Origin of the sequence: Mongoliibacter sp. (genome assembly GCF_007692705.1) — a bacterium.
GTDB lineage: Bacteria > Bacteroidota > Bacteroidia > Cytophagales > Cyclobacteriaceae > Mongoliibacter.
On the sequence record NZ_REBN01000233.1, the window covers coordinates 1 to 26,944 of the forward strand.

The window sequence follows — 26,944 nt, forward strand, 5'->3', positions numbered from 1 at the left end:
AATCAAAAGAGTGGGAAGTATATGGAAGTATGGAAGCATTTAATGGAGTAAGCCAGGATCCCCCAAGAATTATCAAACTAAATGGTAAGAAAACTGCCGGAATACATGTCAGGGGAGGTACTATTCTGAAAACAACAAATAAGGCAGACCCACTTCATTTTCCTGTTAAAGACGAGAATGGGAATGTGACTTTTGTAGATAAAACACAGGAACTGGCAGATAGAATTAAAGGGCTTGGTTTTGATGCCGTAATTAATATTGGTGGGGATGGATCTCAAAAAATTTCCAAAGCACTTTATGATAGGGGACTTCCAATTGTAGGTGTGCCTAAGACTATAGATAATGATCTTTCGGCCACAGATATGACTTTTGGATTTCAAACTGCAGTACAAATCGCTTCTGATAGCTTTGATAAATTGGTAACGACCGCAGAAAGTCACCACAGGGTAATGATCATGGAGGTCATGGGAAGGGATGCTGGCTGGATAGCCCTGCATACTGCAATAGCAGGTGGAGCAGAAATATGTCTGATACCCGAAATTCCTTATGACCTCGGAAAGATTGTCAAAAGGATTGAGTCCAGGTATAAAAAGGGGAGAGGTTTTGTGAATATTGTGATTGCGGAAGGAGCCAAACCACTAGAAGGGACAATTGTATCCAGAGAAGGTGATGAAGGGTCTCGGCATGTCAGGTTAGGAGGAATTGCTTATCAGCTTTCCCAGCAACTCAAAGACGCAGGAATAAAAGCAGAGATTAGAGAAACTGTATTAGGTCATGTACAGAGAGGAGGAACGCCAATGGCATTTGATAGGGTATTGGCATCATTATTCGGTGTGAAGGCTTTTGATATGGTTCAAGCTGGTGAATTCGGGAAAATGGCAGCTTTCGTCAATAATGATTTTGTGTCAGTTCCACTGGAAAATGCCACAAAAGAATATAATATCGTAGATAAAAACAGCTTTATAGTTGATGGAGCAAGGGGATTGGGTATAGTTTTTGGCGATTAAAATCAAATTTATATGAAAGAAGTACTCTTGAACATTTTTGACAGAGATTTAAGTAAGTTAAAAAATGAAATTTCAGCTTTCCGTTCTGAAGAAAATCTTTGGAAAATTTCAGGAGACATTAAAAACTCTGCAGGAAATCTGGCTCTTCACTTAATAGGTAACTTGAATCACTATATAGGAGCTGTCATTGGAGAGAATGAATACCAAAGGGATAAGGCATCAGAATTTTCATCAAAAAATATCTCAAGGACTGAATTATTGAATCAAATAGATGAGACCAAGCAGATTGTTTCCCACGTGATTTTACAATTTCCTGAGGATTGGTTGTCCCGTAATTATCCTGAAATGGTTTTTGATGAGCCTATGACCTATGAGTTTTTTCTACTTCATTTGGTAGCGCATCTGAATTACCATTTAGGCCAAATCAACTACCATAGAAGATTATTGGATATGTGAAAAAGAGGCAGCAATTTGCTGACTCTTTTTTAATTTGGCTCTATTCTGAATAAAGCACCATCCGAATGGTCGGTAAGAAGGTAAAGTAAGCCGTCAGGACCCAATCTTACATCCCTGATCCTGCCGATTTTTTCAGTAAGTAAAACTTCATCATGGACAATTTCCTCTCCATCCAGAACCAATCTATGAAGTTGTTTTTTGTAAAGGGATCCGGCAAATAGATTTCCATCCCAATCCGCAATTTTTCCATTTGTATGAAATGCCAGACCAGATGGTGCCATGGATTCCCTCCATACGTGCTTAGGTTTTTCTATTCCGGGGGCTTCTTTCCCGATTCCAATTTTTGCCTCTGATGAATATTCTACGCCTTGACTCACCTGAGGCCAACCGTAATTTTTACCTTTTTTGATCAAGTGTAATTTATCCCCACCACTTGGACCATGTTCACTGCTCCAGATTTGCCCTTCAGGGCTGATGGCCAGACCTTGATTATTTCTATGTCCAAAAGAAAAAATTTCCGGCCTTAAATTTCCTGGAGCCATATTGACAAATGGATTATCCATTGGCGCACCCCCGTCTTCTTTGATACGTACGATAGACCCAGCCGGATCCGTAAGGTCTTGGGAAGGGTACCTGATACCTCTATCACCTATGGAGAATAAAACAGTGCCGTCACCAGGAAATACAATCCTGCTTCCATAATGCCTTCCTGGCTCTGTCCTTGGAATTTGAGTGTATAGAACTTCCAAGTCAACCAACTCTGTTTTATCTGGAGATAATTTGGCTCTGGCCAAGGCTGTACCAGTGGCATAATCGTGACTGCTAAAGTTTGAATCGTCATCACCAGGACTTGAAAATGTAAAGTAAACCCAACCATTTTCAGCGAAGTTTGGGTGGACTACAACGTCCAAAAGACCGCCTTGATTACCTCCTTCAGGAGCAGTTTTCTGGTCCTCGTCCGTATCTATTTTTGGGAGGTTTTTGAGTGAGGTTATTTTTTCGCCCTCAATGAGAAGCAGTCTTCCGGGTCTTTCCGTTACCAACATACTTCCGTCATCCAACCAGGAGATAGACCAAGGATGTTCCAAACCTTCTACCAATTGGATTACCTTAAAAGAAACTTTTTCACTTTCTATTTCTTCTTCTATTATTTTATTTACCACCTTTTGGGCATTTGCAGATGGGACTATTCCTGAAAAAATCCAGGTAAGCAAAATGATTTTATAAATAAATTTTTCCATAGCATTAAATGATTTTTCATGAAAAAAACTGATTACATGATCTATTTTGAACAAATAATTGACCATTAGGAAAGCGGATTGTTTTTTTTTACAAAATACCTATGAAGTTCAAGTTAGATTAAGTTATTTCAACTAAAATCAACCATAAAATCATGCATTCAATCCACTCAAAACAGGTTTTCTTGTTTCCCTATACAATTTTCTTAGTTTCTGTAATCTTTAATTTTTCTTGTGCTTCCAAGTCTGATCCTGAGGGGAAAAAGTTACCCAACGTGGTAATTGTATTCACTGATGACCAGGGTTACAATGATCTTGGAATTTATGGTTCACCAGATATTTTGACTCCTAATTTGGATAAAATGGCTGAGGAAGGGGTACGATTCAGTAATTTTTATGTGGCACAGGCAGTTTGCTCTGCATCAAGAGCAGCTTTATTGACAGGCACCTATTCAAATAGGCTTGGAATACATGGAGCTCTGGATCATATGAGCAAGCATGGTTTAAACCCCAATGAAACAACCATTGCAGAAATGCTCAAACCTTTAGGTTATGCTACGGCTATTTTCGGAAAGTGGCATTTGGGTCATCATCCTGAATTTTTACCAACAAAGCAGGGTTTTGACGAATATTTCGGGATCCCCTATTCCAATGATATGTGGCCTAACCATCCGGAGACCAAAGACTATTACCCACCTCTACCGCTGTATGAAAATGATAAAGTTGTAGATACCTTGCACAATGATCAAAGCATGCTGACCACTGTTTTGACGGAAAAGTCAGTGGATTTCATTAAAAGGAATAAAGAAAATCCTTTTTTTCTTTACTTGGCTCATCCTATGCCACATGTTCCATTATTTGTGTCAGAAAAATTCAAAGGTAAATCTGAAAGAGGTTTGTATGGAGATGTGATCATGGAAATCGATTGGTCAGTCGGACAGGTGATGAAAGCTTTGGAGCAAAATGGTTTGGAAGAAAATACATTGGTGATTTTCCTTTCTGACAACGGACCTTGGCTATCTTATTCCCTTCATTCAGGTTCAGCCTATCCTCTAAAAGAAGGAAAGGGCACTTCATGGGATGGAGGTGTCAAAATTCCGGCAATTATGAAATGGAAAGGAAAAATACCGGAAGGAAAAATACAATTAAACCCAGCCATGAGTATAGATATCTTGCCTACCATAGCAGAAATAACGGGTGCGGAGGAACCTGTGCTGCCAATTGATGGGAAAAGTATTTGGTCCATGGTGATGGACGATTCAAAAAAATCGCCACAGGATGCCTATTATGTATATTATAATAGAAATGAATTGCAAGCTGTAATTATGGACGAATGGAAACTCTATTTTCCACATATATACAGGACTATAGCGCCTAATCAACAAGTGAGGGACGATGGTATTCCAATAAATTATGAAATGATAGATTTGGATGAAATGCAATTATACCACATCCCAAGTGATCCATCAGAGCGTAACAATGTCATAAATGAGAATCCAGATATTTTGAAAAGAATGATTGAATTAGCCGAGTTAGCAAGACAAGACATGGGTGATGCTTTGTTGAATAAGAAAGGAGCGAACAACAGAGAGCCTGGAAAAATAGAATGATTTAATGAATTTTAGATTATTTAAGAATCAAAGGCACGTAACTTGCGTTGACTTAAGTGATTTAAATCCGAATACCCATAATGAAGTATAAAAAATTCTGGATAATTCTCAGTATAATTTTAACATCCCTGATTCTTATCCCTAGTGTAGCAGTTTTTTTACTCTACCAGAATCAAAAGCAGCTCACACAAAAAGCAGTTCAGGGGCTCAATAAAAGTATAAATGGAGAAATTCAAATTATTGATTCTCATATTTCGCCATTTAAAAATTTCCCTTATATCTCTATTGACTTAGAGGGACTTAGTTTGTTTGAAGAAAAAGGGAATTATTCAGATACGCTTCTTCATGTTGGGGATGTCTACGTAGGCTTTAGCATTTCTGATATTTTCGCGGGAAATTATAATATAAAGTCAATCAAGTTAAGTGCTGGAAAGGTGGATGCAATCCAGTCTGAATCAGGAGCACTGAACCTGCTTAATGCTTTTCAAATGGAGGAAGATTCCGCACAGGAGAGTGAGGGATTTGATATAGATCTTTCCTCAATTCTTTTTGAAAATATTTCACTTTCTTATAATGACCATGGCAATGATACTGCCATAGACGCTTTTTTGGAAAAAGTGGGCGCCACTTTTAAGATCAGTCAAGATCACATATTTGTAAATTTGGGAGGTGACATAATTTTGGATTATTTAAAAAATGGTGAACCTACATTTTTTTTTAACAAGCATATAACTTTGGGGCTTAGTTTGGATTATGATGAGATCTTATCCAAGATTTCAATTTCCAAATCCAATATACAACTTGAAGAAGCATTACTTGGCGTTTCAGGAATTGTAATGGTAGGAGAGGAGCTTGACATGGATATCAGGCTTACAGGTGAGAAACCTGATTTTTCTCTTATTGCGGCATTTCTACCAAATGAGACAGCAACTATTCTTAAAAGGTATCAAAATGAAGGAGATGTTTTTTTTAACGGAACCGTAAGGGGTAAAGCTGGTAATGGAAACGTACCTGAAATCGCTGTAGAATTTGGATGTGACAATGCCTATTTCTTAAATCCGAGCATAAATAAGAAGGTAGATGAGTTGAGGTTCACTGGGTTTTTTACCAATGGTAAAGAAAGGAGTCTCAAGACATCAGAGTTTCAGTTGCTAAATTTTAATGCCCGACCCGATGAAGGAGTTTTTCAGGGAAGGTTGGTGATAAGGGATTTTGAAAATCCATATGTCAAGGTCAATCTTAATGCCGATTTGGATTTGGGCTTTTTAGGAGAATTTTTTGAAATTGAAGGACTTTTAGGTATCAGTGGGCAGGTGATATTAAATATGGATTTTGACGAGCTCATTGATATAGAAGGTGGAATAGGTACTATAGGAGACGTTCAAAACAGTCTTCAAAGTGAGCTTTTAGTTAAAAATCTAAATTTTTCGATTCCGGAATTACCTTACCCCGTAAGGCAGATGAATGCTAAGGCCTTTATGAGAGATGGTGATATGGAATTGGAGAATCTGAGCTTCAAACTTCTTGACTCTGATTTCTCAATAAATGGAGCGTTTGTGGATTTACCATCCTTGCTACATGGGGACGAGGATCAAGTTAAAGCAACAATACAAGCTAAGGCTTCAAAAATAGACTTGGGACAATTGATACCTGGGGATACTTCAATGACTGAGGTGATATCAGATTTTGAAATAAAATTAGCTTTTGAATCTACAGGAAAGGAGTTAAGAAATTTTGAATTCTTACCTAAAGGAGAGTTTATAGTAGAGGATTTCCATGCAAAATTGAAAAATTATCCGCACGAATTCCATGACTTTGATGTAGACATTCTGATCGATGAGCAAAGTATGCAGATCAAAAATTTTATCGGGATGATTGACACTTCTGATTTTCACTTTTCAGGAAGTATAGATAATTATCCAAAATGGTTTCAGGAAAATACTAAAGGTAAAAGTAATATGACTTTTGACCTTGTTTCTCAAAATTTGGTTGTCAAAGATTTGTTGAACTACAATGGGGTAAATTACCTTCCTGAAGATTATCGGGAGGAAATTTTGAGTGATGTCCTGCTTAAAGGGAAAGTTGAGTTGAACTATGATGAGGTTTTTCAGTCTGCGGATTTGTATTTGGAAAGACTTGAAGGAAAAATGAAACTCCATCCTCTGAAGCTGGAGGAATTTAAGGGAAGAGTTCATTATGAAGAAAATTACCTAACAGTGGAGACTTTACAAGGTAGGTTAGGTAAATCGGATTTTAATGTTGATATAGGTTTTTTGATAGGCGAGCCAAAAGAGGGGTTGAGAAACTATTTTTCCCTAGTAGCAAACAGTTTGGATTTGGACGCTTTGTTAGGCTTTGAATCCATGGATCAAGAAGTAAATCATGAGGAGTCCTTCAATGTTTTTGAACTTCCTTTTTCTGATATGGACTTTTCTGCACAAGTCAATAAGCTCAATTACCATACGTTTTGGCTTGAAGATGTGACTTTTAAAGGTAGAACTACAGAAAATCACTACCTCTATGTAGATACCTTAGGACTGAGAGCTGCTGAGGGTACTTTGGGCATCAGCGGATATTTTAATGGTTCTGATCCAGAACATATTTACTTTAATAGTACCATGAAGGCTGATAAGTTGGATTTAGACAAGTTGCTCATCAAATTTGAAAACTTTGGACAGGATCAATTGATCAATGAGAACCTGCAGGGTTTGGTGTCAGGAACTATAAAAAGTAATTTTCTTGTATACCCTGACCTTACACCAATTTTAGAAAAGTCAGAGGCCAATATGGAACTGACTGTTTATAAAGGTAGGCTAGTAAATTTTGCTCCTTTAAGCGCTATGGGTGAATATTTCAAGGATAGAAATATGAGTAATGTAAGGTTTGATACCTTGAAAAACACTTTTGATTTAAAAGATGGTGTCCTCAATATTCCAAGGATGAATATCAACTCCAGCTTAGGATTCATTGAGATTTCAGGCAAACAAAGTTTAGACCTGAATATGGATTATTTTATCCGAATTCCATTAGGATTGGTTACCCAGGTAGGCTTCAGGTCTCTTTTTGGAGGAAAATCCAGAGATGAAGTAGATGCTGATCAGGAAGATGAAATCATCATGAGAGATCCAAATTCGAGGGTCAGGTTTGTGAATGTTACTATGAAAGGTACACCGGAGGACTATAAAATAGGATTGGGAAAAGACAAAAATAAATAGAGCCAATCCTTAATCGAATTGGCTCTCAAATGTGATTTGGTTAAAATTTATCCTAACCAGCTTGTCCATGGAATTCTGCTCAAAATTAAAACTAATCCAATCGCATACATCATGTAAATGGACCTGAATTTGGCCCTGCTGTCGGTTAATTTTTTCGCTCTGGAATACCCTATAGTAATCAATACAATAGCGACTATATTGATCAATGGATGCTCTAAGGCAGTCAATCTTGCCGCACTGTCAGACATAGCACCGCCACCTTTCAATAGAGCAAATCCTAAGGGGCTAACAAAATAAAGAATCAAACCAACGAGTAATTGTACATGCGCAAGTATAAAACCTACCAATGCCAATTTCCTATCCTTTTCTGTAAAAGCTCTGTTAGTTAAAGATCCAATCAAGGCTGCTATAAAAACAATAGCCAAAATTAACAATACCAGGTAAGCGAGACCTGAATGAAGATGTTGTAAACCAGTATACATATTTTTTAATTATTTTGAAGACCTAAAGATAGTGTGAAAATCTTGATCAAAAGATTACTCTACAAATAAAACCAATCCCTTCAAATATTCCGTCTCAGGATGGAAAATGTTGATAGGATGATCTCCAGGCTGTGAGAGATAATGAAGAATACGTACGTTTCTTCCAGCATCATGCGCTGCTGCAGTGACCGTATTTGCAAATAATTGCTTATCGACTACCTGTGAACAGGAAAAAGTAAATAAAATTCCTCCATTTTTAATTCGCCTCAAGGCTTCAGCATTCAATCTTTTGTATGCTTGAACTGCATTGTGTCTTGATTTGATGTTTTTGGCAAAAGCAGGTGGATCCAATACGACCAAATCATAATCATTTTCAATTTCCCTTATATATTTGACCACATCTGCAACAATTGACTTGTGTTTTCCTTCAATCGAAGGGTTCAAGGATAAATTCTGCTCTGTTAATTCAATAGCTTTAGCAGAAATATCCACAGAATGTACTTCTTTGGCACCCGCATTCAAGGCAGCTATGGAAAACCCACCAGAATAACAGAAAGTATTCAATACTTTTTTATTACGACTATATTTTGCCAGTAAATCTCTGTTTTCCCTCTGATCTATGAAGAAGCCTGTTTTCTGCCCTTTTTCCCAATCTATCTCATATCGACTGCCATATTCAGAAACTAAATTGCTGTCTGGTTTGCCAAATAAAAGACGATTTTCTACTCCAATATCTCTTGGTAGAGTTTCAGCACTTTTATCGAAAACTGATTTGAGTTTATTTCCAAGAACAATTTGAAGCGCTTCCGAAATATCCTTGACGTGGCGGTACATGCCGACGTGGTGTGTTTGGATTACTGCCGTCCCATTATAATAATCGATAATAAGACCTGGCAAACCATCACCCTCTCCATGTATCAGTCGAAAAACATTGGTTTGTTCATTTTCCCATAGTCCAAGGGCCTTTCTGATCTCCAACGCTTTTTCAATTTTCTTTTTCCAAAAGTCAACGTTGATTTCTATTTCTTCGAATGAGATCATTCGAACCATAATTGAACCGTATTGAAAATGACCTATTCCAAGAAAGGTGTCCTTGGCACTGAAAACTTGTACCAATTCTCCATTTTTGAGGTCATCGCTTTTTTGAGCTATAGCGCCAGAGAAAATCCAATGGTGTTTTCTCAAAATGGATATTTCTTTACTCCTGAGTAGATGGATTTTTGGATATGAAAGCATGAGTTGTTTTTTTATTTGGGAATATATATGAGCCCAAGACCATAAAGATAGCACTAATCATTAAAGCAGGCATATGGGGATAAATCTGGAGATCGTAAATTGAAAGGACAAGGAAAGAGATCATTCCAAAAACTATAGACATTAAAGCACCCATTTCTGAGGCCCTTTTCCAATACAAACCTGCGGTAAGGGGAACAAAGAGAGAAACCAGCATCAGAATGGAAGCATCAGCTACCAGTTCATAGATATTGGTTTTCCATTGAGCCATGAGTGTGGCGATGATGGCCACTGTGATGATATTGATTCTTAGAATCCAAAGAAAATGTCGGTCTTTTAGTTTGCGACCAAAATAGGGCTTGATCAGGTTTTCGGAAATGATCGCAGAGGGAGCCAATAAACCCGAACTCGTAGTACTCATGATTGCTGAAATGAGAGCGCCGAAGAATAGGATTTGCACATGTATTCCAGAATGTCTCAAGACCATTTCTGGTAAGAGTAATTGTTTGTTCTCCAGGTAAATTTCAGGATAGAGGTGTTTGGCCGCTAAAGCGATGAATAGGGGCAGCAGTCCGATAGTGACATAGAATGTTCCAGCCAGGTATGTAGATCTTATCGCTACCCTTTCAGATTTTGCTGACATTACTCTCTGATAGATGTCCTGACTGGGTATACTTCCCAGCCCTAAAATCGCCCAGGCCCCGAGGTAGTTAATCCAAGCAGTTGGCCTTGGTTCAGGAAAAAAGGTAAAGCTTCCTTCTGGGGCAGCTTCCAGAATTGGCATTACACCGCCTGCTTTTTGTGAAACTAGAATAGCCACCCAAATAAGGCCGACTACTATTAAGGTAGTCTGAATAAAGTCAGTGATGGAAATAGCCCACATTCCACCCAGAAAAGTGTAAAATACAACGATTCCTGCACTCAATACAATACCCATCGAAATACTGATGTCTGAAATAGATGAAAAAATCAAAGATAATGCTACCAATTGGGCAGCTACGTAGCCAAAATAAGGTGGAATCATGAATATCGATGCGAAAAACTCTACCCTTTTCCCAAAGATTTTCTTGTATACATCACCAATGGTCAGAACTTTCATTCTATACATAGGCCTAAGGTAAAATACCCCAAACAGAATCAGGCAAAGTGCCCCTCCAAAAGGGTCCTCGATTACCCCCTGAAGTCCATGATCCAGGTATTCTGATGAAGCCCCAAAAATAGTTTCTGAACCAAACCAAGTAGCAAATAGGGCAGAAGCTGAGAGTGCTAAGGGAAGCTGTCTTCCAGCCAAGACGAAATCATTGGAGTTTTTGACCAGCTTAGAAGACCAAGCACCAATGGCAACCGTGATGAGGATATAGATGATGATCGCTGTTAGAAGCAAGGCCTATTATTTTTCAAATACAATCAGAATAAAAAGGAAATATAATTGAAATAAGGTTGAAATAAAGTGGAAATACATTCCCATATCAGACTTCATGGCAGATAATCAGGTCTGAAGTTAGGAACTTATATCGCCAAACCTGCCTGCAGGTAGGCAGGAGCATATTTTAATTATTATCACGCAGCCTATATCGTTCAATAATTTGAAATAAGGTTGAAATAAATACCCTCATCAGACCTCAAGGCAGGAAATCAGGTCTGAAACTTGGAACTTACATCGCCGAAGGCTTATTTCCTTTTATATCGCGAAGCATATGTCATTTCAATCTGATTTCATGAATACATTTTCGCCCTTAAAACTTTTATTTCTTCTGATTCCAAGTAATCATCGTAAGCCATCCTTCGGTCAATAGTACCATTTGGGGTGAATTCAATAATTCTGTTCGCTGTAGACTGCACAAAAGCATGGTCATATGAAGTCATCAATACCGTACCGCTAAATTCAACGATAGCATTATTAAAAGCGGTAATTGATTCCAAATCCAAATGGTTGGTGGGCTCATCCATTACCAAGAGGTTAGGGTTTTGAAGCATCATTCTAGAAATCATACACCTTACTTTTTCTCCTCCAGAAAGGACGGAAGATTTTTTTAGCGTCTCTTCACCTGTAAAAAGCATTCTACCTAGGAAAGTTCTTACATATGCCTCTTCCTGATTGGTAGAGTATTGCCTCAGCCAATCAATTAAATTCAACTCAGAATTGAAAAACTTAGAGTTGTCATTTGGTAAGTATGCTTTATTTATGGTTACACCCCACTTGAAACTCCCTTTCTGTGTTGGGATGTCCTCCATGATGGTTTGGAAAAATTTGGTTACAGCCTGCTTGGTTTTGGAAATAAATGCAATCTTATCTCCTTTATCTACCATCAGGTTGACATCAGTAAAGTACACAGCGTTTTCATCTTTGAGCTCAAGTCCCTCTGTCATGAGAATCTGATCGCCAGCTTCTCTTTCAGGTTTGAACATGATACCAGGATACTTTCTTGTGGAAGGTTCTATATCATCCACATTCAGTTTTTCAAGCATTTTCTTCCTAGCGGTAGCCTGCTTGGATTTAGCCACATTGGCAGAAAATCTTGCGATAAATTCTTGAAGTTCCTTCCTTTTTTCTTCTACCTTTTTACCCTGATCAGAACGTTGTTTTGCAGCAAGCTGGGATGATTCATACCAGAAGGTATAGTTACCAGAATAAATTTTGATTTTACCAAAGTCAATATCCACAATATGTGTGGATACTGCGTCCAAGAAGTGTCTATCGTGAGAAACAACAATTACCAGGTTTTTGAAATTGACCAAGAAGTCTTCAAGCCAATTGATGGTTTCAGAATCAAGGTCATTTGTAGGTTCATCTAATATGAGAATATCAGGATTTCCAAAAAGAGCCTGTGCTAACAATACCCTTACTTTCTGGTTTCCTGCAAGTTCTTTCATTTGCATATAATGCAGATTTTCAGGAATACCAAGTCCAGAAAGCATAGAAGCTGCATCTGACTCAGCATTCCATCCATCCATTTCTGCAAATTCCGCCTCTAGTTCAGAAGCCTTGATTCCATCGGCTTCTGAAAAATCTTCTTTCATATAAATGGCATCTTTTTCTGCCATGATAGAATAAAGCTTTTTGTGCCCCATGATAACAGTCTTGAGTACTTCTACCTCATCAAACTCAAAGTGATTCTGCTTCAATACAGCCATCCTTTGACCAGGTGTAATGTTGATTCTTCCCGAAGTACTGTCCTGATCACCGGATAGGATCTTCAAAAATGTCGACTTTCCTGCTCCATTGGCACCGATCACACCATAACAATTCCCCGGTGTGAATTTTAAATTAACATCTTCGAATAAGGTTCTTTTGCCAAACTTGAGCGTTAGGTTATCTACTGAAATCATGGATTGCTTTTTAAAATTTAGAGGTGCAAAGATAGTCAAATCTTAAAGAATCAGTAAATATCCTTGACTTTTGCTATGGTATTTCTCAAAATAAAAATGCTGGATTTCCCGTAATCCAGCATTTTTATTTTCTATTACATGATTTTCTGCCTTCTCACCAATAGACTTGTTTAGTTAATATTAAAAATACTTTAGAACAAATAGAAAAAATATCTGATACCAACATATTGTAAAACCATCTGTTTGTCGGACACGGCTGACATTGCTGGTAAAAATTTTCTATCATTTAATATGTCCTAAAAATCCGTTCCTTTATTTTTTTTGTCGTCCTCTACGATCCAAATATTTCTGAAAAGCACACTGTGTCCTTCAGCTTGAAGCTTTATACCTCCTGGACGATCAGTGATTCCTTTTCCACCATTATTGCCTCCATCAATTCCTGAATTTGGTCCTCCCCAGACTTGTTGGATTTCTTTGTCCTCGTGGATTTTTTTTCCATTAAAATAAATGGTGACCCTTGCTTTATCAGTTAATATTCCTTCCGAAAAGCGCGCAGCCTTGAAATTAATATCATAGGCATTCCACTTACCAGTTCCATTGTAAGCCTCTTGCGAAGGTAAATGCTCATTGATGATTGCGGCCATTCCATGAAGACCATAATCTCCGTCAAGGATCTGAATTTCATACCGGTTTTGAAGATAGACACCGGAATTACCACCTTCCTCCTCTACCAAAAATTCCACATGAAGCCTAAAGTCTTTGAATTCATCTTTTGTCACAATATCTGCGGCACCATATTTTCCTCCGGCACCACCAGGATCATTACTGCTCATGACAGTTCCCCCATCTATAGGATCATTTACGATTTGCCATTTGATTGGCAATTCTGCTGCTAATCTGGGGCCATCCCAATAAGTCCATTTTTCGTCTAACATTTCCCTACTTCCGTCAAATAGCATTTTTGCATTTTCTGGTTTCTCAGCGCCGATTCCAATTTGAGCTTTTGTATGAAGACTAAATGAAAAAAGAAAAAGGATTACAAGTCGTAATTTCTGCATAGGTATCTCAGGTTTAGGATTAATATTTAACAATTTGATTATTTTTATTGTGTAAAACTTACATAATCTTGCAAATTAGCATTAAGAGTATTTTAGAGGTTTAAAAACTGTTTATATTCGGCCATGAATAATATTTGAATGAAAAGAATACTGATTTATACAATAATATTAGTGGGACTGGCTTCTTGTAAGTCAAGCCAAGAGTCTGAAATTTCAGCTGAAGCACATCTAGAAGAAGTGAATTCTTGGCATCAAAGTCAAATGGAATTCTTACGTTCTGACGAAAGCTGGCTCAATCTCATAGGTTTGCACTGGCTAGAATATGGTACTAACAGCTTTGGGACGGGTGATGTTGACCTCAAAATTCATGCACAAGATTTCCCTGAAGAGATAGGGTCTTTTACTTTGGTCAACGATAAAGTCTATTTTGAACCAGTTTTGGAGGGGGTGTTATTGGATGGTAATAAAATACAGGAAAATATTCTTGTTTTTGACTTGGCAAATGGTTTTGACGGACATATGGAGTTTATGAGCCTTCATTGGAATATCATAAAAAGAGGGGATGGCTTTGCCGTCAGACTTCGTGACCTTAATGCCAAAGATGTACTGGAATTTGAGGGTGTAGATAGATTTCCGGTGGATTTGAAATGGAGAGTAAAAGCAAAATTTATTTCTTACGAGCCAGTTAAAGAAGTATTGATTACAAATGTAGTTGGACAAGTGACTCCCAATGCTTCTTCGGGCTATGTTGAATTTGAAATTGAAGGAAAACAATATAGAATCGATGCTTTGGCAAATCCGGATGATCTGGAGTTATTTTTAATGTTTGCAGATAATACCAGTGGAGATCAAACCTACGGAGGAGGTAGATATATGTATGTAGACCGAGATTTTTCTACTGACGAAATAATTCTGGATTTCAATAAAGCATATAATCCACCTTGTGTTTATACTTCCTACGCAACCTGTCCATTACCTCCAAGACAAAATGTGCTTGATCTGGCTATTACTGCTGGGCAAAGAGATTTTGGAAAGCACTGATTAGGCTGCTTCCTTTAACTCATCTGTTTTATTTGCTGGGTTTTTCCTGACTTTAGCTACATTTTCCAAAAAGTCTATGGTTTCATTGAGCACACCTTCCCAGTCCTCCGAAGTAATATCGGAAGCTATTACATGGTCGCCTGATTCTGGAAAAGCTACTTTTCTCTTAGCTACTTCAGGTGTAGAGACCGCTTCGTACATCTCAAGCATTTTTGGGACAGAAACCACAAAATCCTGTTCCTCGTCATTCTTGTAATAATATCCTAAGAAAAGAGGTTGGTTTACATCTTTGAAGGTTTCTTCATTCATTTTACTTCTTAACAAAACTGCCAGACTTGAATAGGAATTGACATGATATTGTTCAGACCAGTATTTTGCTTTATCTCCCTCTCGTGGTGTATTGATCACTCCATTTTCATATATAAAATTTTCGGCTAGATACTTAGACCATGGACGGAAAAACTGTTCTAATGCATCACCTCCTTCTCTGATTGCGGGAGAGTAAAGCACCAAAGCTTTCATGTCAGGCCGCTCTGATGCAAGTACAAGTGACAAGGCTCCACCCATGGATGTGCCTACCACAATCACGGAATCACCCAAGCTTTTCCCTATCATATAGGCTTCTCTGACTTCGTCTAGTAAGCTTTGGGCTGTTAGATGCTTAAATGCGTCAGGTCGCGAAATCCCGTGTTCAGGAAGACGTAGGAGGTAAACGTTAGCTCCAAAATGTTTGCCCAGTTCACGGTTGACAGGGCTTCCTTCTCTTTCGCTCGCTCCAAATCCATGAACATAAACAATAGAGTAGGGGGTTTTGCTTTTGTGTATACTATCTGCCCAAATGATTTTTGCTTCATTGCCAGGCTTGAGACCCTGCACAGTATCATTTTTTGAAAAGACATAAGATTCGATCTCAGCGATCCTGGAAGGCATTTTTGGATATTCACCATCTAGACTTTGAATCCTCTCTCTTGGCCCGAAAGTGTATACAACTGCAATAATAATAGCTATGGCCATTATGGAAATCAGGATTTTTTTCAGCATATCGATTCGATGTTACTCTCAAAATAAACAGATTCTTGAACTGCTTTACTGCCTTCAAATATACTCTTTTCAAATCTTATTTCTCTACGGTTATAAAAAAGTAAGTCTGCTCTTTTCAGCTCATTCAGACTTGATGTGATATTTTGCCGGCATGTCTTCAACATGCTGGCCAAATCATCATGAGTGAAAAAATTTGGCATCACATAGTTTTCCCCAACTTTGAAACCATAAATTCTGCAAAAATCTACCAGTAGATAAAGAATTCTGTCTACGAGATCCAGGTCGTGGTTTTTGGCTTTTTGTTGGTGTATTCTTTGTAGTCTTTGGTTATAGCAGTAGATTAATTTTTCTGAAAGCCCATTTACCTGGGATGAATTTAAGTAGCTTAATGGAATACTGACCATTTCAGAGTACTTAAGGGTTTCTAAGAAAAATAGGTCTTGACTTTTATAATTAGCACTGGAACTCAAAAAAAACTCCCCTTCAAAAATCAAATCGGTATTCACTTTTACGCCGCTGTCATTGATGGCAAATATTTTGGCTATTCCTTTTTTGACCCAAATGAGTTTTGGACTTTCTTCTTTAAGTGGATTAAGTTGTAAGATTCTGATCTTTTCTCCAGCTGTGCAAATCAATTCGGTTAAAGGTTCCATAATAATTTCATACTTAAATGAGTCTAAAATTAGTTTATAAAACACCATGCACTGTAAAGGGAATATTAAATTTTTAGAAAGTTATATTAACATTAACCCTACATGAAGTGGTCCATTACACATATCAATTTCTCCAAGTTTCTAATTGCATATTACCTTCAATTTTAACTTTAGAAATGAAGGTAAAAAAACAAGAGCTGCTAAACTAGCAGCTCTTGAAACTTGATATTCTGTTGATATTAGAAAGTATAACGTGCTCCAATCTGTACTTGGTAGGGAGGATTTGCTCTTACCGTTTCTCCAAAGGTAGGGTTCACCCGATAAGCATACTGAGGGTTGCCCTGTTGTAGTGCAATTGGATCAAGGCCCAGGGTCTGAAGTAATACCTGATTACCTCCAGGAACTGTTGGTGCACCACCCCATTCTGAATTTAGCAGGTTGGTAAAATTGAATACTTCAGCTATGAGTTCTAAGTTACCTTTTCCCATATTTTTTATGATAGTATTATCAATATTAAATGTGAACCTGACGTCCACATTATGCCAGAAGGGATTGTAGATTTCATTTCTTGGAGCAATCTCTCCTAAATTATCTATAAGCAGTCCACGTGCTATATTATCAGAATTTCCGAGTACTCCCTCCATCCCTTCTGCGATAAGCGTTTCAAACGGAGTAGCATTTGGATTTGCTCTAATTGTTTCTGGGTTAAAAATAAACGCTCTCTTGTTGGCATTGATCAAAAGTCCTGCTCCATCACCTACAATATCTCCAAAAACCAAAGGTGACCAAGGCAGTCCAGACTGGCCCACGTATCGAGCTGAAATCCTCATGTTTTTGAAAGCTGGTGAAGTACCGAACAAAACAATTTTATGTCTAAAATCAGTATTGGCACCTCCTCTATTGGCTGCTAGATCTCTTGGATCATCTACTATTGCTGTTAGCACTGATGTTCTGGCAATACAGCAATTGTATGAATTATTGTCCTCTGTCCTATTGACTGTGAAAGTACCAGTGATGCTTCCGCCCTTACGAAATATATAGCCTGATTCGAAAATAATTCCCCTCTGCCATATATCGGAATCACCGTTAAGTTCCAAAACCCTTCCCAGGTTTTCATTTGCATTGACTACTGACGGGTTTATGGGATATACCACTACTCCTGGGTTATTAAGGTTGACAGGAGTGATCTGGTCAGGATTGGCATATACACCTCTATTATTTTCATTTGCTAGATTGAAAGCAAAATCCTCCCTTAAGTTGAGGTCCTGATACCTGTAGTTATTAATTGTTCTTGCAAAATAGGCGTTTGCACCAAGGTAAAATTCATTGGTCATAAATCTTCTATAAGCCAAATTTCCTTTCCATGTGTATGGTGCTTCAAAATCTTCACCGATCAAATTAATGTATGGAGATCTTCCTGTTCCTCCCACTGGAACTCCTGGCACAGTAGAAGGATCAGCTATATAATTGGGGAAATTGGGGGTAGGTACATCTGCGCCAGTAAGTAAAAGGTCTGTTAGAATTGTACCTGATTGCAGGATGTTGGATAATTGTGCCCAATGCACAATGTTGGCTGAATATCCTCCTATACCGAACTTCAAGACATTTCTTTGATCTTCATTGAAGTCATAGGTCAATTGGAATCTAGGTTGAATATTATTGTAATCTCTTGCAACCACGTCAGTTCTTCTGCCTAGTTCACTTTGCACGAGAGGGTTGAAATCAGGAGTGGTCATAAAAACAGTTGCATCCCACCTCAAGCCTAACATTGCACTTAGTTTGTTTGTGAGGCTGGTCTCTGCCTGAACAAAAGCAGACAAATCCAAAGCAGTCTGTCTTAGTTTTGGGGCGTATCTTCCATCAGGTGCGTTTGGTACCAATCTAGAATACTGGAAAGCCCTGCCTTCCTCTAGGGCATCAAGACTGGCAAATTGGAATAGGCCACCTTGTTCGTTGGTGTTTAGGGTGTTGGTAAAAGTTACCATATTGTCTGTCCCGAAGGTCCAAAAGATTTTACCAGTCTGTAGATAAGTAGTGTTGATCAACTGAAATTGTTGCTCTCCTTGTTCCTCTGGAGCAATTCTATTACCGCCAAATTGGAATTGTCTAAATAACCTAGTTCCATCTTCCTGAAAAGATTCAATTCCTACAAAACCTCTGGGTGCAAATGATCTTGCTGGAAAATCTCTCTGTGCACGTAAATACTGAAGCTTCAATTCATTGGTAAGTTTTGAAGAAAATGTAGATCTCAATGCCAGTTGACTATTGGCACCGAAAATTTTAATGTCTCCTCTAGAGTCAGCTAAGGCCGTGGCATCACCACCAATGACAAATTCATTTTCTCCCCAAAAGAAATTGTTTCGAAAGGTTAGTTTATGGGTTTCGTTGATTTGCCAATCGAGTTTGGCGAAAACTGTTCTGTTGGTAGGTCTTCTGTTAAATAACCCTGTTTGTTGTCTGTTGGGGTCTAAGCCATATCGCTCTTCAAGGATATTGATAAACCTGTCTAAACTTTGCTGTGTGATTTGTTCCAATCTTTCGGTTTGGGAATCTCTTACATCTATAATTGCAAATGGTTCACTTCTGTCTTCAAAATCCAAAGCAGCAAAAAAGTGTAATTTATCCTTGATGATAGGACCACCTAATGAAAAACCATATTGATTCACATTGAAATCATTGATTGGCCTTCCTATATAGTCCTGATCTGCTGTGAGTGCTTGATTTCTATTGAAGAAAAATGCGGAACCTGACATTTCATTGGTTCCAGACTTGGTCACCACATTGATGGCACCACCACCTTGACGGCCTTCCATGACATTATATTCGTTGGTGGTTATTTCGTATTCCCGGATAGCCTCCATTGAAACCGTATACTGTGAAATTAACCCTCCGTTCATCATAAACCTTTGGTTGCCACCGTCTAGAGTAATAGCTGTAGAACTTACTCTAGTACCGCCAATAGCCAATGATCCTCCAGGTGAGGTAGTAGGAGCTAAGTTGGCTAAATCCTGGAAACTACGTCCATTCGTAGGCATATATTTAATCTCAGTCATACCAAGCCTTGTTCCCGATCCTATGGGGGAAACCCTGTTTGGTGCATAGTCGTCGGCACTGATAACTATTGTTTCCAATGTTCCCTCACCATCCCGTAAATCAAAATCAACTCTTACTTGGTCTCCAAGATTCAGTTGATAACCTTTTTTTTCCAAACTTCCCTCACCTACAAATGAAGCCTTTACACTGTAAGGGCCTCCAAGCGGAATTTGATTGATCTGAAATCGGCCATCTAAATTGGTAACCGCACCCGTTGTAAAACCAGTAGACTCATTTTTGATAATTACATTGGCTCCTGGTAATGTTTCACCTTCTGCTGATCGAACTACTCCAAAGAGTGAAGCTGAAGCAGATTGTGCAAAAATAGGGTTCTCAAACAGTAAAGAGCAGCAGATTGCCCAAATCATAAATTGTAATGTTGTTTTCATTTTGGTAGATAATTAAGGTTTAGAAATTTAAATCTACCACAGTGACACCACCACCAATTGTCGTCATACGACAATTGGTATTTCTTAACCTATTCGTAATTTTTAGGAAATTTTAAATTGATGTTTCTTTGTTTTCAATTTATCCTTGATACGGAGTGACATCCTATGTTTATAGGATTGTTGTAGCTTTTATGCTGGCGGATTCAGCACCGAAAAAATAACCGCTCCATTGGGAAATGAATCCGTTCTTATAATTGCTTGAATATTTTTAAGAACTGTTTTAGTGAGTATTACAAACTTTTTGAATATTTGCATAAACTTTTGGTAAGCTCTTACCGTTATGCTTTTGTTTTGAAAAAAACCGAATGGAAAGAATCCTTCAGAAAATAAGAGTAGATATTAACCCGAATATCTACATTAAAGACCCCTTCAGCTCTGATTTGGGAAAGGAAATAATTTCTCAAAGTCTAGTTCTTTTGATTGACTTGGGTTTTGAACATTTTACTTTCAAAAAATTGGCAATGAATGTGGGCTGTACCGAATCTGCTATTTATAGGTATTTTGATAATAAGCACAAACTTTTGCTTTTCCTCACCTCATGGTATTGGGGTTATTTGGAACAAAATCTTGTTTACGCTACCGCCAATTTGACTGATTCACGGAAAAAATTGAAAATAGCTATAAAAATTTTGGTTAAAGGGCCTATCTTCACCCAAAACGATTTTATAGATCCTGTTCAACTTAGAAGACTATTGACCGACGAAGCAACAAAGGCCATTATGACAAAAGAGGTTGATGAAGAATATAAAAAAGGTTTTTTCAATCATTACCACAAGTTAGGTGAAAGAATTGCCCACCTAGTCCTTGAAGTTAATCCAAGGTTTGAGTTTCCAAAAACATTGGTTTCCACAGTGATGGAATCCAGTCTTATGCAGTCTTATTATTCCCGACATTTGCCTGCATTGACGGAGTATCAACCCGGAGACGAAAGGAGAATAGATTTTTTCAATAACCTAGTTTTCAAAACCATAGAAAATGAAAATTGATTATACCATCACCCCTCTAAGGAGGTTTTTCAAACTCCTTAAAGAAGAAAAAAAGGAAGTATATGCGATATACTTCTATTCCTTGCTCAACGGTGGCGTGTCTTTGATTCTTCCACTAGGCATCCAAGCCATAGTTAATTTTGTTCTTGGAGGTCGAGTAAGTACGGCATGGCTGATAATGGTCTTAGTAGTGGCTATCGGAATTACTTTCGGTGGGTTTTTGCAAATTTCCCAGTTGTATCTCACGGAGAAACTTGAACAAAGGATATTTACTAAAACCGGTTTTAGTTTTGCTTACAGGTTGCCAAGGTTGAAACTGGATGCATTACAGGAAAAACATACACCAGAATTGGTCAATAGATTTTTTGATGCTGTCAATCTCCAAAAAGGTATGGCAAAGATCTTAATTGATTTTTCATTTGCTACAGTACAGATCTTTTTTGGAATGATCCTATTGGCTCTTTACAATGTTTTCTTCGTTATTTTCTCGGTAATTCTTCTGGCCCTCGTAGCTGTAATCTTCTATTATACTAGCCCTAGAGGTATGGAAACAAACCTGAAAGTTTCTACCCAAAAATATAAGACCGCATATTGGCTTGAAGAAATAGGTAGAACTATGGCCACCTTCAAATTGGCCGGAAATTCCAAATTACCATTCAATACTATAGATAAATTGCTGGAATCTTATGTGGATTTCAGGAATAAGCACTTTGCGGTCCTCGTGCTCCAATATAAAGTGATGATTGTTTTTAAGGCTTTGATCGTAACGACGCTATTGGTAGTCGGTAGTATATTATTGATAGATGATCAAATTAGTATAGGCCAGTTTATTGCTGCTGAAGTTATCATCATTTTAATTGTAAGTTCCGTAGAAAAAGTCATTCTATCTTTGGAGACTGTGTACGATACGCTGGTAGCTACAGAGAAAATAGGTCAGATTATGGATCTTCCTATGGAAAGGACATCAGGTACCGAAAAATCCCTTACTTCCGATAATGCAGGCCTTCACTTTGATGTTCGAAATTTGAGCTACAAGAATAATATGTCAGATTTTGATATTATCAATGATCTCACATTTGAACTGAGGCCAGGTGAAAAAGTGGTCCTCACTGGTAATAGTGGAAGTGGCAAGAGTACTTTGATGAATTTGATGGCAGGGCTCTACGGAGAGTATCGTGGTAGAATCATAGTCAACGGTCTCCCTATTGATACTATGAATCTAGATAAGTTGAGGAGTTTTATTGGAGACAGTCTTACTTATCAGTCGATTTTTCACGGTACTATATATGAAAATATTACCTTACAAAAAGACGTTGATGAGAAACACGTCCGTGAAATAATAGAACTTGTAGGGCTTAAGGAATATATATTCAAGCTTCATGATGATTGGGAAACTAAGTTGTTACCTGAAGGAAAGAATCTCAGTAGGTTGGTAATCAGTAAGATTATCCTTGCCAGATGCCTTGTTAATAATCCTAAGGCATTGTTGCTTGAGAATATTATTTCGCCTTTTGAAAGTGAGGATAGAGAAAGGATAATGAAATATATACTAGAAAAAGACTGGACAGTCATCTTGGTTGCAGAAGAAGAAGAAATTATCGATATGTTCCCAAGAGTGATAGAACTTCATCAAGGTAAATTGAAATTTGATGGAGATTCAAAGGTGTATTTAGATGGTAAAAAGAGATAACCCAATAAGTTATGATAGACATTTCGCAAAATAAAATTGGGGAGAAAGTTACTTTCAATAAGTATAAGAGCATGGGAATGTCTTATCCCCAAGATGAGGCAAAAAAGAGAATAAGGATTTTGGTTTGGGCCATGATAGGTGGTTTTTTGTTCTTGTTTTTACCTTGGACCCAAAATGTCAGGTCAGGTGGTTTTGTAACAGCATTAAGGCCAGATCAAAGACCTCAGACGGTACATTCTATTATTGCTGGAAGGATTGAAAATTGGTACGTAGCAGAAGGTGATTACGTACAAAAAGGAGATACCGTATTAAGAATTTCGGAGATTAAAGATGATTACTTTGATCCTCAACTTTTGGAAAGGACAAGGCTTCAGGTTGATGCGAAAAATTTAGCAGCTTTGTCATATTCTGAAAAAGTAAAATCTCTCGAAGTTCAAATCGATGCTTTAAAACAAAACAATGTTTTAAGAAAAGAGCAGGCTGAAAATCGTTTGAGGATGGCAGAACTTCAGGTTATTTCTGATAGTATCAGGTTTGAGCAGGCAAAAGTAAACTTCAAAATCGGTGAAGATCAGTTGCGCCGTGCGAGAAACTTGTATGAGGAAGGTCTAAGGTCTCTGACAGATTTTGAACAAAGAGAATCAGCTTTTCAAGAAGTGCAAGCAAATTTGATTGCTACAGAAAACGATCTTTTGAAAAGTCAAAATGCTAGAATAGCGGCATATATAGAGTTGAATGCCATTGACAATGATTTTAGGGATAGGATGGCCAAATCATCTGCGGATATGTACGAGGCGCTTTCCTCAAGATATGATGCTGAAGCCACTGCCACCAAGTTGGAAAATCAATTCTCAAATTATGAGGTCAGAACGGGATTCAGGTATATTCTAGCTCCGCAGGAGGGATACATCACTAGGGCTATTCAAGTAGGTATTGGAGAAACAATCAAAGAAGGTGCTGAGATTATCAGTATTTTACCTGCCAATGCCCAACTTGCAGTTGAGATGTATATTTCACCTGTAGATTTTCCATTGATGCGTATTGGAAATAGAGTGAGGTTTATATTTGATGGATGGCCAGCGATCGTATTCTCCGGATGGCCTCAGATAACAAATGGTACTTTTGGAGGTGTTGTGCATGCTATTGATAATTTTGCAGGTCCTAATGGCAGGTATAGAATTCTAGTAGTAGAAGATCCTCAGGACAAACCTTGGCCGGAAGCATTGAGAATAGGCTCGGGTGCAGATGGAATTGCTTTACTCAATGATGTACCGCTTTGGTATGAAATATGGCGACAACTCAACGGTTTCCCACCTGATTACTATACAGACAGGCAAAAAATTGAAAACCGTAAAAAGTAATACTATAACATGCGGCTGATTTTATCAATTATAGCATTTGGATTTATTGTTAGTACCCATGCCCAAGAGATGTTGACCTATGAGGAATACATGCTTTGGGTAAGAGATTATCACCCTGTAGCTAAACAGGCTGATGTAACATTGAGGTTTGGAGACCAAGAGCTTCTTTCTGCTAGAGGTGGGTTTGACCCTGTTGCATTTATGGATATCAATGCTAAAAGGTACAATGAAACGGACTATTATGATCGCAGAACAGCGGGAGTAGTTGTTCCAACCTGGGGTGGTGTAGAGCTTAAGGGTGTGGGTGAACAGAATCGGGGTGCATTTTTAAACCCAGAACAAAGAGTACCTGATAGTGGTCTCTTGGCTTTAGGGGCATCAGTCAATGTTGGTCAAGGTTTATTCATAGATAGACGTAGAGCTGCCTTGAGGCAAGCTCAGATTTATAGGGATGCTACAAGAGCTGAAAGAGAATTAATCCTTAATGATCTATACCTTGATGCCACGGATAGTTATTGGCAGTGGGCTGCAGATTACAATAATTTACAGGTGGTCAGCGAAGGACTTAGGCTGGCTGAGATGCGTTTTGAAATGATAAAAGAAAGCTTTATTCAGGGGGACTTTCCTGCCATCGATACCGTTGAAGCATATACCCAAGTCATGGATAGACAGTACAGGTTTCAACAAGCGGAAATCAATTTCTTTCAATCCACCCAAATGCTGAATACCTTCCTCTGGGATTCTGAAGAAACTCCAGCAGACCTCCTGGTTGGTGTTTACCCGGAAGATGTTCTAGATCCTTTTGTTTTTGATTACAATACGGAAGCATTGAGAGAGTACGTAGACAGTCATCCCGAGTTACAGTTGACAGATTTTGATATCTCAAACTTAGAAGTTGAAAGGAGGTTTAGAGCCGAAATGCTCAAGCCAGTGCTTAAAGTAGATTATAATTTCCTCACAACTTCTATAAATACACTTCCTGAGAACTCCTTTTTTGTCAATGATTACAAATGGGGATTGACCTTTTCCACGCCACTATTTTTGAGAAGGGAAAGAGGTAATCTTGGTTTCACAAAAGCAAGATTGGACTTCAAAAATTACCAAAGGGATTTGAAATTCATTCAGCTGAGAAATAAATTGGAAACAGAAATTTTCAATTTCGAAACCGTCGAGCAGCAACTTGTTACTTTCAGTAATAATGTAACTGGTTTGCAAAGACTGCTTGATGGTGAAATGACAAGGTTTGAAATTGGTGAAAGTTCTTTATTCTTGGTCAATGCACGTGAGGTCAGTCTTTTTCAGGCACAACAAACGCTCAACGAACTGGCTGCTAAAAGAAAAACAGCATATGCTAAGATGCTAAATGCTGCCGGTTTGGGGTTTGATCCGCAATAAGTCTTACACTCATAAAAAAATCCCCTTGATGTAAGACCAAGGGGATTTTTAATTTTGGATCCATTATAAGCTATATCCTTCTGGATATTCTCTGCGGACAAATTGATTGGCAGGTTCAAAATTGGTTATTTTCATGTTGGGGCCATCCCATACCAGTTTTATTCCTCTGCCAGGATAATCAAATCGATTTGTGCTTCCGTCTTGTGGAACCCTATAATCATAGCTTCTTATGGCCAGGTTACCCATCAATACAGACTCAGTCAATGGTCCTGCAACGGAGAATGGAGAACTCAGCTTTTTATATGCGTCACTTCCATAACCTTCAATACAAGCTTCCACCCAGTTGTTGTAATGTCCTCGATCACCACCTGGTACCCTATACTCCGTTTCAGGTACATTGATGTCATTGGTAAGGGATGTAGGTAACAATTTTGGATCTCGGCCATAAGTTCCGCACATCATTTTTCCTTTTGTACCCTCTATGATAACTCCATTCCCTCCATCTCCCATCACTTCATTGGGGCCCAATTCTTCGGGACGGGCTGGTTGTATCCCACCATCCATCCAATGGAATTGCAAGTCTTCTTTTCCGTTTCTTTTAAACCTCAGCGTTATATGTGATGAAGGGGGACAGCTTTCAGGGAAATATCCTCTCTGGAATTCACCTACATAAACAGAACCCACACTACACTCTGCAGACTCAGGATATCCAAGTCCCAAGACTCTAAATGGAGGCTCCATGATATGGCATGCCATATCACCCAATGCACCTGTGCCATAATCCCACCATCCTCTCCAATTAAAAGGAATTAGGTTAGGCACATAATCTTTATAAGGGGCAGTACCCAACCATAAATCCCAATCCAAATCCGATGGTGGAGTAGCTGTGGCCTCAGGCCATGGGATACCTTGTGGCCATACAGGCCTGTCTGTCCAACAATAAACTCTCGTCGCTTCTCCAATAAGTCCGGCATTATACCATTCTACCATTTTTCTGACACCTTCACCGGAAGAACCCTGATTACCCATTTGGGTTACTACTTTATATTGATCAGCAGCCTCAGTAAGCTTTCTTGCTTCATATATATCATGAGTGAGAGGTTTCTGGACATAGGCATGTTTTCCCAGCTTCATGGCAGCCATTGCCTGTACAGCATGCATATGATCTGGCGAAGACACAGTGACTGCATCTATATTATCAGATTCTTTATCCATCATTTCCCTGTAATCCCTATAATATTTAGCTTTCGGGTGAGCCTCTATGCTTTGTTTTGCCCTTGTGTCATCCACATCACAGAGAGCTACAAAGTCCGCCTTTCCGCTTGCATAGACTCCCCTTACGTCATTTCCTCCCATTCCACCAACACCGATACCTGCCACTCTTAATTTATCTGAAGGAGCGATAAAGCCAGGTCCTCCTAAAACATGCCTCGGTACAAAATAGAAACCTGCCAGTGCCGTAGCAGATGCCTTGATGAAATTCCTTCTTGTACCATCTATCTTTGGCAACTCCTCTTTTTCCATTCTCTGAATATTTTTATTGATTTTTAATAATTTCAACTTTCTAATTTATTAAAAAAATCTGCTAGGCCGCATGATTGAATCT

At 38.4% G+C, this 26,944-nt stretch carries 19 protein-coding genes; 9 read left to right on the forward strand and 10 right to left on the reverse strand.

The window, feature by feature from the left end; genetic code table 11:
* Together EA341_RS16375 and EA341_RS16380 are read left to right on the forward strand one after the other, a co-directional pair.
* Nucleotides 1-1,007: ATP-dependent 6-phosphofructokinase (locus tag EA341_RS16375; protein WP_293016247.1), on the forward strand; the 1,007-nt coding region annotated here is incomplete at its 5' end.
* A 12-nt stretch (nucleotides 1,008-1,019) separates the two neighbouring features.
* A complete protein-coding gene (locus EA341_RS16380; RefSeq protein WP_293016248.1) occupies nucleotides 1,020-1,463 on the forward strand; it encodes a DinB family protein in 444 nt (147 codons plus the stop codon).
* A 29-nt stretch (nucleotides 1,464-1,492) separates the two neighbouring features.
* Here the strand turns inward: EA341_RS16380 and EA341_RS16385 are convergent, their stop codons facing one another.
* A complete protein-coding gene (locus tag EA341_RS16385; RefSeq protein ID WP_293016249.1) occupies nucleotides 1,493-2,704 on the reverse strand; it encodes a PQQ-dependent sugar dehydrogenase in 1,212 nt (403 codons plus the stop codon).
* Between the two features lie 152 nt (nucleotides 2,705-2,856).
* On the opposite strand from EA341_RS16385, the gene EA341_RS16390 reads away from it, so the two are divergent.
* On the forward strand, nucleotides 2,857-4,311 hold the full coding sequence (locus EA341_RS16390) for a sulfatase (protein WP_293016250.1): 1,455 nt from the start codon (nucleotides 2,857-2,859) through the stop codon (nucleotides 4,309-4,311).
* A gap of 80 nt (nucleotides 4,312-4,391) precedes the next feature.
* Complete coding sequence (locus EA341_RS16395) at nucleotides 4,392-7,526, forward strand: AsmA-like C-terminal region-containing protein (RefSeq protein WP_293016251.1); 3,135 nt, start codon at nucleotides 4,392-4,394, stop codon at nucleotides 7,524-7,526.
* Between the two features lie 47 nt (nucleotides 7,527-7,573).
* Here the strand turns inward: EA341_RS16395 and EA341_RS16400 are convergent, their stop codons facing one another.
* The 5 genes from EA341_RS16400 to EA341_RS16420 all read right to left on the reverse strand — a co-directional run bounded on the left by EA341_RS16400 (nucleotide 7,574) and on the right by EA341_RS16420 (nucleotide 13,629).
* A complete protein-coding gene (locus EA341_RS16400) occupies nucleotides 7,574-8,008 on the reverse strand; it encodes a hypothetical protein (RefSeq protein ID WP_293016252.1) in 435 nt (144 codons plus the stop codon).
* A 54-nt stretch (nucleotides 8,009-8,062) separates the two neighbouring features.
* The gene (locus EA341_RS16405; protein ID WP_293016253.1) at nucleotides 8,063-9,244 is read right to left on the reverse strand and encodes a class I SAM-dependent rRNA methyltransferase; all 1,182 of its coding nucleotides are present in this window, start codon (nucleotides 9,242-9,244) and stop codon (nucleotides 8,063-8,065) included.
* Complete coding sequence (locus EA341_RS16410; protein WP_293016254.1) at nucleotides 9,207-10,625, reverse strand: sodium:solute symporter family protein; 1,419 nt, start codon at nucleotides 10,623-10,625, stop codon at nucleotides 9,207-9,209. Before EA341_RS16410 ends, EA341_RS16405 begins: the two co-directional genes overlap by 38 nt.
* A 332-nt stretch (nucleotides 10,626-10,957) precedes the next feature.
* Nucleotides 10,958-12,571 (reverse strand): ABC-F family ATP-binding cassette domain-containing protein, encoded by a 1,614-nt coding sequence (locus EA341_RS16415; RefSeq protein ID WP_293016255.1) that lies wholly within the window; start codon nucleotides 12,569-12,571, stop codon nucleotides 10,958-10,960.
* Nucleotides 12,572-12,867: 296 nt separating this feature from the next.
* The gene (locus EA341_RS16420) at nucleotides 12,868-13,629 is read right to left on the reverse strand and encodes a DUF1080 domain-containing protein (RefSeq protein ID WP_293016256.1); all 762 of its coding nucleotides are present in this window, start codon (nucleotides 13,627-13,629) and stop codon (nucleotides 12,868-12,870) included.
* Nucleotides 13,630-13,767: 138 nt separating this feature from the next.
* On the opposite strand from EA341_RS16420, the gene EA341_RS16425 reads away from it, so the two are divergent.
* Nucleotides 13,768-14,670, forward strand: a complete 903-nt coding sequence (locus EA341_RS16425) for a DUF1684 domain-containing protein (RefSeq protein ID WP_293016257.1) — start codon at nucleotides 13,768-13,770, stop codon at nucleotides 14,668-14,670.
* Here EA341_RS16425 and EA341_RS16430 read toward each other — a convergent pair whose 3' ends face one another.
* From EA341_RS16430 to EA341_RS16440, 3 genes are all read right to left on the reverse strand, one after another.
* Nucleotides 14,671-15,711, reverse strand: a complete 1,041-nt coding sequence (locus EA341_RS16430; RefSeq protein WP_293016258.1) for an alpha/beta hydrolase — start codon at nucleotides 15,709-15,711, stop codon at nucleotides 14,671-14,673.
* Nucleotides 15,705-16,364 carry a Crp/Fnr family transcriptional regulator gene (locus EA341_RS16435; protein ID WP_293016259.1) on the reverse strand — a complete coding sequence of 220 codons (660 nt, stop codon included), beginning with the start codon at nucleotides 16,362-16,364 and terminating at the stop codon, nucleotides 15,705-15,707. Before EA341_RS16435 ends, EA341_RS16430 begins: the two co-directional genes overlap by 7 nt.
* Before the next feature lie 239 nt (nucleotides 16,365-16,603).
* Complete coding sequence (locus EA341_RS16440; RefSeq protein ID WP_293016260.1) at nucleotides 16,604-19,846, reverse strand: TonB-dependent receptor; 3,243 nt, start codon at nucleotides 19,844-19,846, stop codon at nucleotides 16,604-16,606.
* 365 nt (nucleotides 19,847-20,211) lie between these two features.
* Here EA341_RS16440 and EA341_RS16445 point away from each other — a divergent pair, with 365 nt between their 5' ends.
* The 4 genes from EA341_RS16445 to EA341_RS16460 are packed head-to-tail and all read left to right on the forward strand — an operon-like array spanning nucleotide 20,212 to nucleotide 25,338.
* Nucleotides 20,212-20,892: a TetR/AcrR family transcriptional regulator gene (locus EA341_RS16445; protein WP_293016261.1), complete on the forward strand. Its 681-nt coding sequence runs from the start codon at nucleotides 20,212-20,214 to the stop codon at nucleotides 20,890-20,892.
* Entirely contained in the window at nucleotides 20,882-22,582 is a 1,701-nt protein-coding gene (locus EA341_RS16450) for a peptidase domain-containing ABC transporter (RefSeq protein ID WP_293016262.1), read from the forward strand. The genes EA341_RS16445 and EA341_RS16450 overlap by 11 nt, the downstream gene beginning before the upstream one ends.
* A gap of 11 nt (nucleotides 22,583-22,593) precedes the next feature.
* Nucleotides 22,594-23,943, forward strand: coding sequence for an HlyD family efflux transporter periplasmic adaptor subunit (locus EA341_RS16455; RefSeq protein WP_293016263.1), 1,350 nt, complete (start codon nucleotides 22,594-22,596; stop codon nucleotides 23,941-23,943).
* Nucleotides 23,944-23,952: 9 nt separating this feature from the next.
* On the forward strand, nucleotides 23,953-25,338 hold the full coding sequence (locus EA341_RS16460; RefSeq protein ID WP_293016264.1) for a TolC family protein: 1,386 nt from the start codon (nucleotides 23,953-23,955) through the stop codon (nucleotides 25,336-25,338).
* Between the two features lie 63 nt (nucleotides 25,339-25,401).
* On the opposite strand, the gene EA341_RS16465 is transcribed toward EA341_RS16460, so the two are convergent.
* Nucleotides 25,402-26,862 carry a Gfo/Idh/MocA family oxidoreductase gene (locus tag EA341_RS16465; RefSeq protein WP_293016270.1) on the reverse strand — a complete coding sequence of 487 codons (1,461 nt, stop codon included), beginning with the start codon at nucleotides 26,860-26,862 and terminating at the stop codon, nucleotides 25,402-25,404.
* Nucleotides 26,863-26,944: the final 82 nt, after the last annotated feature.